The following is a 14,923-nucleotide window of genomic DNA, read 5'->3' as shown; positions in this document are numbered from 1 at the left end:
ATAAAAGTCAATATTTATTTTTGTAATAATAAATAAATTAATAAATATTCATAAGGTATTAAATAAACATAAAACCCACGTAAAAGTATTTCTACATGGGTTTTATATAAGACATATAATAAATATTTATTCTTTCTGATCATATGCATCTTTGAAATTTTCTATAAACTTCATATAATTATCTTGTTCTTCTATTAATCTATTCATTTTTTTGTCAAAAGACCTTGTAGCCCAATTGGTTTCATTATAAAAATATCTATTAGATAACCTCCAAAATCTTTGTGGAAATAACAAAAATGCAAATAAGACTCTATATTCTTCTTCCTTTAGTGGATATACTTTATTATATGATTCCAGTATTAACTTAGCATATTCTATATCCCAATCTACTCTTTTTAATACTTTTATCATAAATGAAGATACATCATATGCTCTTATCTCCCTTTTGCAATAATCAAAATCTATTACATTTATATCATTGTCATCATCTATTATTATATTGTGATAGGTATAATCATGATGGCAAAAGTTTTTATCCTCTTCAGATATTTTGCATAAATCTTCATAGGCTGAACTTTCTAAAACGTTTATAGCTCTTCTTCCTAAATCCCTATAAAATTGAACATTTTTTATATAGTTCATTTCAAATTCGTTTTTATTACTTCTCTTTCTAGCCATGTGTCGCATTTTTTCTAATGCTTTAACTCTTTTATTCATAAGACTTGGCCATCTCCAAAGATCCGTTTTTAATTTACTGTTTTCTGGAGGTTCATACCCTTTAGAGGCTATATGCATATATGCTAGACTTTTAGCTGAATTAGCTACATCTTCTTTATCTTTAAAATCTGCCTCTCTTCCATCTATCCACTCGGATAATGTATAAATATCTTCATTTACAATTGCAAAGGGTTCTCCATAAATATTCATATAATATCTATCAACTCTTGAAAATCCATTCTCTACAAGATGTTCTTTAGCACCATAAACAAATAGTAATTTTTGAATACCATAATTAATTTTTTTTAAACATCTTGGTCCTTCATTGGTTTTTAGAAAATACACTCCCTTATTAGGTTTAAGTTTTTCAATTTTAATATCAAACTGTCTTTCTATTTCAAATTCCCTCATCACAGTAATCACCTCTCTATAATCTATATGTGTTCTTTATAAATTTTAGAAGAACAATAACTAAAATTTATATTATTAACACTTTATGTATCATATTAATATAATGAAATATAATTATTTCTAAGAAAGGAACTCTAGAATATGAAAATTGGTATAGATGGAAGAGCTTCAAAATGGTATAGGGGGACAGGTATTGGTACTTATACTTATCAACTAATAAATAATATTAATAACATTGACAAAGTCAATAAATACACAATATTTATGCCATCCCAATGCAGTAACTCCATAAAATTTAATAATAATTTCTCTATATCTAAAATATCCTCACAAAGTCAAAGCAATAATTTTTGGGATGGTGTGAATATATGTAATCCATTACAAGGAGAGGATTTGCAGCTTTATCATGTTCCCCAAAATGGTATAGGATTGCCTTTAGAAAAAACTTGTTCTTTTATAATAACTTTACACGATGTTATTCCATATAGAATGCCTGAAACTACAAGTGACAATTATAGAAAAATTTTCAATGAAACTCTACCTAAAATAGTATCTTTATGTGATGGAATAATAACAGTTTCTAATTTTTCAAAACAAGATATAATAAAGGCTTTTAACTTTCCAGAAGATAAAATTTTTGTAACTCATTTAGCAAGTGAAGATATATATAAACCTAAAGATAAACAGCTAAGTAAATTACTCATAAAAAAACATTATTCTATTGAAGATGATTTTATATTATACGTAGGTGGATTTAGTCCTAGGAAAAACATAATTGGACTTATTGAAGCTTTTAGTAAGCTTATATGCTCTTATAAAAAAGATATAAAATTAATTATAGCAGGTAAAAAAGGAAAATCTTATGCATTGTATAAAAAAAGATGTGAAGAATTACAGATATCTGATAAAGTTATATTCTCAGGTTTTATAGAATTAGAGCACCTACCTTATTTTTATAGTGCTTGTGAACTTTTTGTATATCCTTCTTTTTATGAAGGCTTTGGATTACCACCTGTAGAAGCTATGGCATGTAATTGCCCTGTTATAACTTCTAATACTACATCTATTCCTGAAGTAGTATTGGATTCTGCTTTATTAATAGATCCATATAATATAGACGATCTTTGTGATTCTATGTACGAAGTTTTATTAGATAACAATTTAAAAAACTCTTTGATAAAAAAGGGACTTAAAAGAGCTTCAGAACTTACTTGGGAAAAAACAGCTATTAATACTATAAATGCATACTCTGATATTATAAATAATAGTCATATGAACAAAATAAAATGTATCTAAAAGGTAATTTAAAAATTACCTTTTAGATACATTTTTTTATTATATTAGTCCTTTAAAATCTTTTAAAAAATCTTTTTTAAATTCTTCTAATTCAACTTTCTTTTTTAATTTATCCACAGAATCTTTTTCCGACCAGTCTTTATTGTTAGTGTAATAATCTTTTACTATATTATATATCTCTTGTGGGAAAGTAAGCATACCATATAAAACCTCTATTTCCTTGCTATTTAGAGGGTTAATTTTATTGTATACTTCTAATATCTTAGAGCATTTTTCTACATCGTAAGCAGAGCTCTTTACCCATTTAGTTATAAAATTACATAAATCATGTACCCTTAAATCTACTATAGCGTAATCAAAATCTACAAAGTAGCCTTTATCATTATTAATTATAATATTATGATAAGCTAAATCATGATGGCAAAACACCCTTTTCTCCTCTATACTACATAATTTATAATAGCATGAGTTTTCTAGTATTTTTATGCTCTTTTTTATTTGCTCTATAAAAAAGTCCACATTGTCACTAACTATGTTATTAAATTTGCTTTTTTTGCTATAAATTAAGCTCAATTCTTTAAACAAATTCATTTCTTTTTCTCTTCTTCTAAAATTTCTAATAATATTTCCTATATTATTTTTAGACTTTATATGGCTATAAAATCCTTTTCCTGCACAATGTAATTCTGCTAAAGCTTCTGTAGCTATAATTAGATCCATAGGATTACTATAATCACTTTCTCTACCTTCTACTAAATCCATCATGCAATATATAGAGCCATTCCAAATAACATATGGTTTATTATCCCTAGTATTTAAAAAATTCATTGTTCTATCAAAACTTCTATTTACATATTTCAAACCCTGTTCTATAAATTTTAATTCTTCTAAAGTATAATCTACCTTTTTTAAAATTTTTTGTCCTATTTCATCTGTTATCATAAAAACACTTCTTAAAGGCAAAACTTCCTTAGGCTTTACATTAAAATTCTCAAATAATGTAGATTCTAAATCATATTGTGCTAAGTAATTTCTATTAGAATATATCCCCTTCATTCCACCACCCCTATATTGAAATTAAATTTTTTTGTTCACTTGATTTTATTAAATCCAATAAGTACTCATGCTCACTTAAATTTTTTCTATTATATCTATAGTTCATAATTACCTTCATAAATTCATAAGGAAATGATAAAAGTGACAATATAAATTGATAGCTATTTTCTCCTAAATTAGCTATACTACAAAATTTATCTATTAGCATATAATAGTCTAAACTAACTCCTTTTTTCTTGTACCTATATAGCAAATAAAAACAATCCATTTCCACTAAATTATATTTACATTTATTTATAGTTTTTAATTTTATAAATTCGTCTTCTTTCTTTAAATGTTTAAAATCTACTTTATCTAATATTATTTCTTTATTTTTCATACTTCTGGTTATCAATAAATAGTATTCATTTTTATATATATTTTTAATAGCTTTTTTCCCTTTTTCTATATGCTCTTCTCCTAATTCTAAAAATTTATTTTCAAAAGCATTATTAGGTCCCTCTAACTTAATTTTTTTTAAATCCCTGTTTACTTTTTTTATACAAACCTTATATTCCTCTATTGTCTTCCCAATTCCACTATCTAATCTATCTTTTATATTTTCATACCCCATAACTCTTTTATGGAAATCATTTATTATATAAAATTGTTCTTCTAGCTTTGTTTCATCTACATTGTTAGCTTTAATAGGAGAATTTATAGTTTCATCTACAAGTATATTTTTATCTTTTAAATACTTCAAAAAAGCCTCTCTTCTAATCATAACATCCTCCAATTCCATAATTTATATATCTAAATTCATCTATAAATTCTTGTTTTTGCTCTCTATCCATTACTATTTTTTCTATTTTATTTATAAAAATTTTTTCCTTCCAGGGTTGTTTTTCCACATAGTATTGAAGTCCTACTTGCCAAAAGTCTTGTGGAAATTCCATAAAAGCAGCCATAATTTTTATATCTTTTTTATTTATTGAATAGTTTAAACTATAACTATCCATTATTTTCTTTGAATTTTCTATGTTCCATTTCCCATTTTTCATTACACGTATAATTAAGCTACATAAATCATGTAAATGAATATCTAATATACAATAGTCAAAATCTATTATATGCGCACAATTGTTTTTATCTATTAACACATTATGATTAGCATAATCATGATGACAAAGTTGATTTTTTTTTCTTTCTGCCTGAATTTTATTTAAATAATCACTTCTCTTTAAATTATATATACTTTTATCAGCTCTTATTAATTCTTCGTCTACTATTTTTCTAAACAAGCTATCAAAATATGAAAATTTCTCCTTCTTATCTATTTCATTTTTAAAATAAATTATATCTTCTTTTTTACTGCTAAAGTTTTCAATCCATCCTCCTATTCTATATCTTGGTTTTATATATTTATGCCAATTAAAATTAGTACTCTTTTTATGAAATTCTCCTAAGGTAAACGCAGCTAGCTCCACATCTTTAAAATCTTCATAATTGCAATGTCGACTTTCTATCCATGGTGTCAAGTATCCATAATAATCTCCCAGAGATATGAAGTCTTTTTTATCTATAGTTTTTATAATCTTAGGAGTGTTCATAAAGCCTTTATTATAAAGATGATTAATAGCAGAAATTACAAATAAAGTTTCTGGTAATTTATACTTTAATACCTTTAAACAGAAATCCCCATTATTGCTTTTTATTTTATATATATTTTTTATTTTTCTATATATATAGCTTTTATATGATATTTATTGTTCACTAGTTTCTTTATATATCTATCCTCCAATATTTATCCTCCCGATCCTTGCTTCATAATTGTATTATATGTATTAATTACTTTGTATGTGCTAAAAGGTAATATCTAAAGGATATTAAACATATTTTATTTCATAAGGGTACACATTTTTATGATTGATTAATATTATTAATATATAGGATTGTTTTGCAAAGGAGGGATTTAGTGAAAATAGGATTTGATGCAAGAGCTATTAATTTATACAATGGTACAGGAATAGGGACTTACACTCAAAACATTTTAAAACATATACTAAATTTGGATAAAGAAAATTTTTATCACATATATTGGTGGGGAGAAAATTACAGTAATTTTTCAAAAGATAATTCCAAGATTATTTTAACTTCAAAACGACGTAAACATTTCTACGAAGAATACTATTTTCCATATAATTTAAGCAAGGAAAATATAGATTTATATCATGTACCACAAAATGGTATGGGCCTTAGTAAAAATACTTCTTGTAAAAAAGTTGTAACTGTGCATGATTTAATTCCTTATACAATGCCTGAAACAGTGGGTAGAGGATATTTAAAAAAATTTCTTAAGAATATGCCTCAATTAATTTATGATGCCGATGCCATAATAACAGTCTCTGAATACTCTAAAAAAGATATTTTAAGATTTTTCCCTATAGATGAAAAAAAGATTTTTGTAACTCATTTAGCAGCAGATGAAAAATATAAACCTTTAAATAAAGATAAATGCAACTATATTCTAAAAAATTACTATGACATAGATTATCCTTTTATACTTTATATAGGTGGTTTTAGTCCTAGAAAAAATATAAAATCTTTGTTGATTTCTTTTTCTAAAATATATAAAAAATTAGATAAAGATTACAAAATAGTCATAGTAGGTGCTAATAAAAATGGTTCAAAAATCCTAATAGATATGGCTAAAAAGTTGAACATAGAATCTAAAGTAGTATTTACTGGTTTTGTTCCTGAAAATCACTTGCCTATTTTATACAATAGCTGTGAAACATTTGTATATCCTTCATTATATGAAGGATTTGGACTTCCTCCATTAGAAGCTATGTGCTGCGGCGCTCCAGTTATAACTTCTAATATAACTTCTATACCTGAAGTAGTTGGTGATGGAGGACTTCTTATTGATCCTAATGACATAAATGAATTTTCTGATGCTCTTGAAAAAACTTTATTAGATATATCTTTTAGATATGAATTGCAGAAAAAAGCTTTAAAAAGATCTTCTTTATATTCATGGGAAAACACAGCTAGAAATACTCTTAAAGTATATAATAATATTATTTCTAACAATATATAAAAGGCTTAATTAAAATTAAGCCTTTTTCATTGAACTTACTACTTTGGGGAAACTTTCTGTATAATTTTTTCCGTATCAACTTCTTCATCATTAATAAATTTTAAAGTTTTATTTATATTTTTTCTTATATCTTCGTAATCTTCATTATATTTTATATTAGGAGACTTTCTATACACATCATAAACTAATTCAAATATATTTTCACCATTAAAAAAGTCTTCTTTTTTATTTAAACTCTTTGATTTATATACATTTATATTAAATGGCAATACTTTTTCATCTTTAAATATTTTTTCTTGAAGTTTTTCATTCTCTATTATAAATTTCAAAAATGTTCTTGAAGCTTTATTATTTTTTCCCTCAAAGACTAACAAGCTATACTCATTCTTACTTACATTTCTGTTTCCAGCTAAAATAAATGCAGGTATTCTCTTTATTGTATAATCTCCTTTCATACTTGGCAACTTTTCTATAATATTATATACATCTGTAGCCGTACATATAGTAGATACAACCTCTTCACTTTTTAACGCTTCTATTAGTGAATTATTTTCCTCCCTATAAATCATTTCATTTTTATTAAATATATTCAGCAATTCAATAGCCCTTATAGACTCACCACTAATTATAGTTTCATTTCCCTTTTCATCTTTGTATCCTCTTCCCAATTGATTTAAAAATATATCATATAAATCTATATTCTTATAGTTATGCATAAACTTATAGTTCTTATTTAATTTTTTATTTATATATTTACTACTTTCCACATAATTGTCCCAAGTTTTTATATCATCTAAATTTATATTGCATTTTTCGTATATATCTTTTTTATATATCATTAAATAGGGATTACTGCCTAAATCTATGCCATAAGTAACATTATCTAGGGATACATTTTCTAAACTTCCATATTTAAAATGTTTCTTATATTTTGATAAAAATTCTTCTAAATTTAAAAAATCATCCTTAAATTTACTTAAAAAATATTTTGTATGTTCACTTTTTATAATTATAATATCTGTTTCCTTTTTATCTTTTGATATATCTTTTTCTAAGCTTATATTAACTTTAACATTAGGATAGTAATTATTAAATTCTTCCACACATTGATTAATATAAGATAGCATTTCTTTAGGAACTGATATAGATAAATCACCTCTAGTATTTTTATCTAAAGTACTGACATTATCTTTCTTTTTACACCCAGTTAAACTAAAAATCATAAATATAGTTATAATCAAAATACTATATTTTTTTATATTTATATTCTTCATAAAATAATCACCACTTAATATTTTAATATGATTATTTTAATAATAGTTTAATAAAATCATAATGTCAAAATATATTAAAAATCCGCCATAATTTATGGCGGATTTTTAATATATTTTGACATTAGCCTTTTGACATAGAATAATTCCCTGTAGAATTAAACTCTTCAACCCACTCCTTATCTGCATAGGGCTTAAATTCGTCTGCTAATTTGTCTAAAGTATCTTTAAAGTCTTCATCATATAGCATCATTTCTGCACCCTTATCTGTAGGTTTTGCCCCAGTTTTATTCATTATATCTCTAACTACTTGTGGATTATCTATCATCATACATGGTCTCAATAAATTATTATTATATGGTTGATTCTTTATTAATTCCTTAAAAAATGGTCCTTTAAAAACTTCTATTAATGACTTGTTTTTTAAATTATCTGTAGCAAAGTGTGCAAATATACAAGGCTCCACATCTTCTTTTGAATTTATATGGCAATAATATTTACCCGCTATACATCCTCCAACATAAGGTGCATCATTGAAAAAATCAATAGCAAAATAAGGTTTATTATTTCTAATCTTCCTTATTCTTCTACCTAGGTATAGTCTTTGCTCAGGTTCAAGCATAAGTTCAAAATTAGGATCTTCACCTACTGGCATAAATATAAAATACCAACTCATCTTAGATCCTTTTTCTATAAGCATATTAATAAATTCATCTGAAGATACAATGTCAATATTGGATTTTCCTACAGCACTAGAAACTCCAAATAGTATTCCTCTTGTTCTTAACATATCCATACTTTTCATTACCTTTTTAAATACGCCTTTACCTCTTCTAGCGTCTGTTTCTTCTTCAAATCCTTCAAGAGAGAGCATAGGAATAACATTCCCTAATCTTTGGATCTCATCTGATAACTTATTATCAAATAAAGTTCCATTAGTAAAAGGCATAAATATAGCATCATTGTATTTTTCATATATTTTTAGTAAATCTTTATAAAAGAATGGTTCTCCGCCTAAAATAATAAAGTAATAAATGCCAATTTCAATGGCTTCTCCTATAATTCTATCCAATTCTTCATAGGTTATATCATCCTCTTTGCTATAACTTGACGCATAGCATCCCCTGCATCTTAAGTTACATCTCATAGAAGGACTTATTAAAATTACAAAAGGTGTTTTTATTCCTTCTTCTTCTAAAAGCTTAGCTCTTTTAGGCATTCCATACCAAACTGCATTTCCAAAAAAATTCGTAAAGAGTTTGTTAAGACAATTTTTATTGGTAGTTTTCAATATGTTATTAACATATTCATTAATAGACGGCATATCATTGTAGTATTTATAAACAGTATTAATCCTTTGTAAATTTTCTTCATCTTTTCCAGCTATTTTCCTAGCTATATGAAAAACTTTTTCTACATTTTTTTCAGGATTTTTGTTCAATAGTTCAACAGCATTGCTAATTAGAGTATCCCTTATTCCTTTTTCCATGGATTCTTTAATACTCATATTTATCCCTCCAAATTAAATATGTCATAAGAATAACTTATATTTACTGTTAATTTATACTCTAGAGTATAACTATATTATATTCCTTTACATTGTAAAAACAAACCTTTGTATATTATAGTTAACAATTTTTTAATATTCTAAATTATATATTTTATTATAACCTTAATATATAAAATTATCTAAGGACTTTCTTTATATACTAAGTAAAATTATGAAACTTATTAGAAGATTTTAATTCATCAACTAAATATTTTATTTCCTGATCTTTGTTTTTATCCATTATAAGCATTACATCTCCTGAATCTACTATTATAAGATCATTTATTCCAAAGCCTATAATTAATTTTTCTTTACTAAAAATTATACAATTGTTGCTTTGCTCCAAAAAAGCATTCCCTTCTACATTATTTCCTCGGAAATTTTTTAAAAATCTTGATAACGACATAAAACTACCTATATCATCCCATGTAAATTCACATTTTATAACATAGGCCTTTCTAGTTTTTTGCATGATCCCAAAATCTACAGATATTCCATCTATTAACCTGTATTCTTCTCTTATAGTATCTTCCTCTTTTTCAGTATCTAAATTATAGTATATATTCATCATGCTTTTATACATTTTGGGTAAATATTTTTCCATCTCTCTTAAGTATATATCTGCTCTCCAAACAAACATTCCACTATTCCAAAGATAATTTCCTTTCATTATTAAATCCTTAGCAACTTCTACATTAGGTTTTTCTACAAATCTTTCTACCTTATAAGTAGCAATACTACCCTGTATTCTTTCTCCTGCTTCAATATATCCATATCCAGTTTCTGGCCTTGTAGGCTTAACTCCAATTGTTAGCAATCCTCTCTTTCTTTCTACCGTTTCTACCGCTTGTTTCATAGTATCCATAAAAACTTTTTCATCTTCAATATAATGATCTGATGGAAGAACCATCATTACAGCATCTTTATCTTTTTTTAATAATTTAACTGCAGAAAGTCCTATACAAGTTGCCGTTTCTTTATTCTCTGGTTCTAAAAATATGTTATCCTTACTTAATTCAGGCAGCTCTTCGTATACTTTTTCTAAATAAGCCTCATTTGTAACTAAATATATATTTTCTATATTTACTAATGGCTTTATTCTATCCACCGTATTTTTTAAAAAACTTTTATTATTAATTATTTTTAAAAACTGCTTAGGTCTATTTTCTCTAGAAAGGGGATATAATCTTGTTCCTTTTCCTCCTGCTAAAATTAGCGCATATAACAAAAAAACATCACTCCGAATTATTAGTCATAAAATATATTATGAAATAACAATCGGAGTGGTGATTAATTTTTAAAATTTAAACTGCTTTTAGCCCTTTATTTTTTATTAATATTTTTTCCTTAATATTATTTTTATTAGGCAATATATCTAAAGAACTTAGTTTTAAAAAGAAATCTAACATAGTCTTTTCAGGATTTCTATGATAATCCAAATCTCTTATTTTAATTATATTCCATCCCATATTTTTTAATTTCAGCTCTAGTTTATACTCATCTCTTATTTCTTCACTAGTCCTTTTTTCACTTCCATGTACCTTACATTTTATAAATACTTTATTATTACGTCCTTCTACTATAAAATCTGATTTTATGCCATATACATCTGAACTTGGATATATTTCATAACCTTTAGAATTGATTATATTGTATATTTCTTTGTGTAAGGCCCTCTTCTCCATATATTCTAGTTTGTTATTATTATCATTGTATTTTTTATAGTTATTGCAATACTCTAACAATTCATATCTTACGCAATCTTTATTTAAGTCTTTGAGATCAACAGAGTGAAATACCCACATTTGATTTTTAGCTCTACTAGCTGCTACATTAAATCTTTTTATATCTGCCTCTTTAGTTAATGACGCAAATTTCATATTGTTTCCAATAACCATAGATAAAAATATTATATCTCTTTCATCACCTTGGAACGAATACGCATCTCCACAAATTATTTTTCTCTTTATCATTTCCTGTATTCCTATTTTTTCTTTTAAAAGTTCCTGAATATATTCTCCTTGGCATTCTCCTAATAAAGATATAACTCCCATTGTCATTCCATTATATCTTTTATCATTGCAACACTCATATATTTTATTTGCTATACACATTGCCTCTTCTTTATTAATACTCTTTTTTTCATCTCTCTTTCCATTATTTACTTTAACAGTTTTTATAGGTGTCAATAATCTTTCTGATCTTTTTGCATGCCTTAATATTTTTATCTCATTGAAATAACATAATTTATTGCTAAAGCCTATTATTTCTGGTAGAGATCTAAAATGTTCTTTTAATATAATCCTATCTGGAAATACTCTTAAAGCTGTATCATAAAGGCTTGTTTGAAGATCAAACCACTCTTTATGCGGAATATTTTTCAAGTATATATTTCCTAAGTTTTTTACTTGTTCAAAGTTTATTCCAACAGCTTGTGGGCTTATCTGTTGTTCATCTCCAACTATTATAGCTTTTTTTCCCCTCATTAAAGCACATAAAGAAAAAATATTACTTTGACTGCTTTCATCACATATAACTACATCAAATTTTCTATCTAAAACATTTATATTTTCAATAACATTATCTACAGGCATTATCCAAATGGGTATAATATTTTTGCACTTTTCCATTTCTTGTTGAGCTAATTTTACATATTCATCTGTATATTTACCCTTACCCTTACCTATTCTTTTAACTGCATTTAACCAACTCATTAAACTCCTTTTTTCATCTTCTGATACTTTCATTATTTGATTGTACCAAGTTTTCTTATATATTATATTTTTAATTATCTCTCTTTCCCTATTCTTTTCATACTCTAATAATTCTTCAATTTTATCCTCGTCTACCTCTTTTATTTTATTTAATAAGCAATCCCATTTTCTCCATCGCCAAGCTCTATTCCAATTTTTAAAATACTGACAATCTCCTTTTTCAATTTTGTTATATGTTTTTGGACATACAATCTTTAATTTATTAGATATTATATTCATTTCTTCTATTTTTCTTTTCAATACTTTTAAATCTTCGAGATATTCATAACTGTTTTTTAATTTACATATATCTAATTCTTCTATAGCATTTACTATATCGTAAAATTCTTGTTTTTGTGATAAAAAAGTAGTCATAGTATTTAAATAAGTTTTAGCTTGGTTATATTGGTTTATTTCCTCTATAGAATCTATACATTCTTCTAAATAAATAAGTGTACTTTTTTCAGTCCATTTTAAATTTCTAGGATATTTTATATTACCTAAATATTTGTTTATAGACATTCTTATTCTTTCATCCCAATGGACTATGCCTTGAATATTTTTTATATAATTTTCTATAATTATAATGCTATTTACATTACTTTCTTCTATAAAGAGTTCCTTGTACATATTCATTGTATTATTCCATAAGCTTATCATACTCTTTTCTATATTATTTTGCTCAAAATATAATTTTATTATAATAGCCGGTTCTATTGAGTCTATAGGTTTACAATCTACTAAACATTCATTTATTATATATGAGCAATCTTTATTTAAGAATAAAAAACTCTTTCTTAATTTATTTTTCTTATTTATTTCTTCATATATTTTATCAAAATCCTTTTCAAATTTATATAAATTTACATCTTTAGGAATAGATATATTATGACTATTTAGCTCTTTCTTTATAACCGATAGCCGATTTGAATATCTTCTCCAATTTAATAACATAGATGAAATTGAAGCTTTTAAAATATCGCTATTAAAATAATCTTTCATAACTTTTATAAGTTTTAATTTTTCTAAATCATCAATTAGCTCCATACCTTCCCAGATAACTTCTTTAACTTTATTGTACTGAAATCCTTCATCACTGTATATATTCCAACCATCTACTTTATCTAAATTATATTCATATCTATTTTTTAAATCTAAAAACTTTTTTATTGCATAAGATAACTCCTTATATGATGGAATTTTGTCTAAAAGTATGCCTATATCTTTGATTTTTGCTAATTCTTCCTTTTTTATAGTTCGCCTATATTCTACTAATCTTTCAAATTCATTTTGCGATATAGGAGCTTTATTGCTTAAGTCTATATCATCTTCTATCCATGAAAAATCTTTTTCATTCTCTCTTAACCAAATTGCTATATCATTAATTTTAAATGTTTCTCCACAATAGTTGATATTCATATTCTCTCTCCTGTTTATGTATATTAATCTTTCAAAATACTTATTTTGATTTAATCTACATAATTCTAGCTCATCTTTTAGTTTAGTTAATTCTTCACTTAATATTCTAGGATTCAAAGCTAAATTATCTACTATCTGCCTAACAGATTCTTCTAAGTTTTTTATAGATTTTGTATCATTACCATTTAAATTAACACAAAGTGCTTTAATTTCTTCTGGTATTTTATCTAATAAAACTTTTAAAGCTTTTCCTTTTTCGCTAGTAACTAACACTCGTTTACCGTGAGCTAGTAAATGACATATCAAATTAGCAATGGTATGACTTTTACCTGTTCCTGGTGGTCCTTGTACAACTACACCAAATTCTTTAGATATTTTTCTTGCTATTTCCTCTTGCTCATCATTTATAGGCAAAGGAAATAATAGTTCCTTCTCCACAGCCTCCCATTCCTTTATTGTTTTCTCGTCTTCATATAATCTCTCTTCAGTAGCTAAGGCTTGTATACTTTTTGGTATCTCCATACCATTATCTAATCCATGTATTATATCTTTTATGTCTTTCTTCCATAAATTTGTATTAATGTTTCTAACTATGATTAAATTATTTTTTATTATATTGGGTTCTTGCAAACTTGATTTATTAACATCTTTTTTATACAAACTACTTAATATTTCACTAAAATAAGATTCTATACTTTTATAATCTAAGGGATTTATTTTCTCTATGCTAATATTTTCTTTTATTTTTAATAAATTATTGTAATCATATACATTTATTCCTTGTAAAAAATGTATATCTAACTGTATTTTATCCTTTAATTTAATATAAAATTTATCATCTTCACTATTATAGTCTAAACTGATCTTTGCAATGAATAATGGATGATATATATCTTCCTTTTCAATTTCCCATTTTAATATTCCTGTTCCAAATATTATCTCTATTTTTTCCTCCTTTTCAATACTTTGATATAAATCAAATAAAAAATTATATTCTTTAAAACATTCTTTATCTATGCTTATCCACCAATCGTCTTCTATATTATTATTTTTTGTACAACCCTTTTCTTTCAACAAATTATCCACTACAAAAGTATTTTTATAGTATTTAATATTTCTTGTAATTTTTTCATTTAATGATTTTAAATAATAAAGATATTCGAATATATTCTTCACATTTTTTCTTATATCCATACATATCCCCCTAAATTAGTAATTTAAATCAAAACTACTAATATATTGTGTTTGTGTTAAATTATACCATTTATTGTTTTTCTTTTCAAAATTTTCGTATAACATTATTTTCTTTTACATGACATAAAAAAAACACAGCTTTTGCTGTGTTTTTTCATGTTACTATTATTCTTAACAA

Annotated in this window: 10 protein-coding genes; 2 read left to right on the top strand and 8 right to left on the bottom strand. The window is 25.2% G+C overall.

The annotated features are described in order from the left end of the window. Positions 1–126: 126 nt before the first annotated feature. A complete protein-coding gene (locus CKV72_RS00630) occupies positions 127–1,131 on the bottom strand; it encodes a CotS family spore coat protein (protein WP_089866674.1) in 1,005 nt (334 codons plus the stop codon). A gap of 138 nt (positions 1,132–1,269) precedes the next feature. Here CKV72_RS00630 and CKV72_RS00625 point away from each other — a divergent pair, with 138 nt between their 5' ends. After that, positions 1,270–2,424 (top strand): glycosyltransferase family 4 protein, encoded by a 1,155-nt coding sequence (locus CKV72_RS00625; RefSeq protein WP_095177192.1) that lies wholly within the window; start codon positions 1,270–1,272, stop codon positions 2,422–2,424. A gap of 39 nt (positions 2,425–2,463) precedes the next feature. Here CKV72_RS00625 and CKV72_RS00620 read toward each other — a convergent pair whose 3' ends face one another. Genes CKV72_RS00620 through CKV72_RS00610 form a run of 3 tightly spaced genes read right to left on the bottom strand, consistent with a single transcriptional unit; the run spans position 2,464 to position 5,204 of the window. Then, positions 2,464–3,480 (bottom strand): CotS family spore coat protein, encoded by a 1,017-nt coding sequence (locus CKV72_RS00620; RefSeq protein WP_089866678.1) that lies wholly within the window; start codon positions 3,478–3,480, stop codon positions 2,464–2,466. A 10-nt stretch (positions 3,481–3,490) separates the two neighbouring features. Further along, complete coding sequence (locus CKV72_RS00615; protein ID WP_089866681.1) at positions 3,491–4,243, bottom strand: hypothetical protein; 753 nt, start codon at positions 4,241–4,243, stop codon at positions 3,491–3,493. After that, positions 4,236–5,204 carry a CotS family spore coat protein gene (locus CKV72_RS00610; protein WP_420896636.1) on the bottom strand — a complete coding sequence of 323 codons (969 nt, stop codon included), beginning with the start codon at positions 5,202–5,204 and terminating at the stop codon, positions 4,236–4,238. Before CKV72_RS00610 ends, CKV72_RS00615 begins: the two co-directional genes overlap by 8 nt. Positions 5,205–5,434: 230 nt before the next feature. On the opposite strand from CKV72_RS00610, the gene CKV72_RS00605 reads away from it, so the two are divergent. Then, a complete protein-coding gene (locus tag CKV72_RS00605) occupies positions 5,435–6,559 on the top strand; it encodes a glycosyltransferase family 4 protein (protein WP_095177191.1) in 1,125 nt (374 codons plus the stop codon). A 38-nt stretch (positions 6,560–6,597) separates the two neighbouring features. Here CKV72_RS00605 and CKV72_RS00600 read toward each other — a convergent pair whose 3' ends face one another. The 4 genes from CKV72_RS00600 to CKV72_RS00585 all read right to left on the bottom strand — a co-directional run bounded on the left by CKV72_RS00600 (position 6,598) and on the right by CKV72_RS00585 (position 14,745). Next, positions 6,598–7,833 (bottom strand): ABC transporter substrate-binding protein, encoded by a 1,236-nt coding sequence (locus CKV72_RS00600; RefSeq protein ID WP_095177190.1) that lies wholly within the window; start codon positions 7,831–7,833, stop codon positions 6,598–6,600. A 121-nt stretch (positions 7,834–7,954) separates the two neighbouring features. After that, positions 7,955–9,337 (bottom strand): radical SAM protein, encoded by a 1,383-nt coding sequence (locus CKV72_RS00595; protein ID WP_089866691.1) that lies wholly within the window; start codon positions 9,335–9,337, stop codon positions 7,955–7,957. Positions 9,338–9,539: 202 nt separating this feature from the next. Beyond that, a complete protein-coding gene (locus tag CKV72_RS00590; protein ID WP_095177189.1) occupies positions 9,540–10,607 on the bottom strand; it encodes a mannose-1-phosphate guanylyltransferase in 1,068 nt (355 codons plus the stop codon). Between the two features lie 76 nt (positions 10,608–10,683). Then, a complete protein-coding gene (locus CKV72_RS00585; protein ID WP_095177188.1) occupies positions 10,684–14,745 on the bottom strand; it encodes an AAA domain-containing protein in 4,062 nt (1,353 codons plus the stop codon). Positions 14,746–14,923: the final 178 nt, after the last annotated feature.

Origin of the sequence: Clostridium cochlearium (assembly GCF_900187165.1) — a bacterium.
Classification (GTDB): Bacteria; Bacillota; Clostridia; order Clostridiales; family Clostridiaceae; genus Clostridium_G; species Clostridium_G cochlearium.
This window is presented reverse-complemented; position numbering and strand designations above follow the sequence as displayed.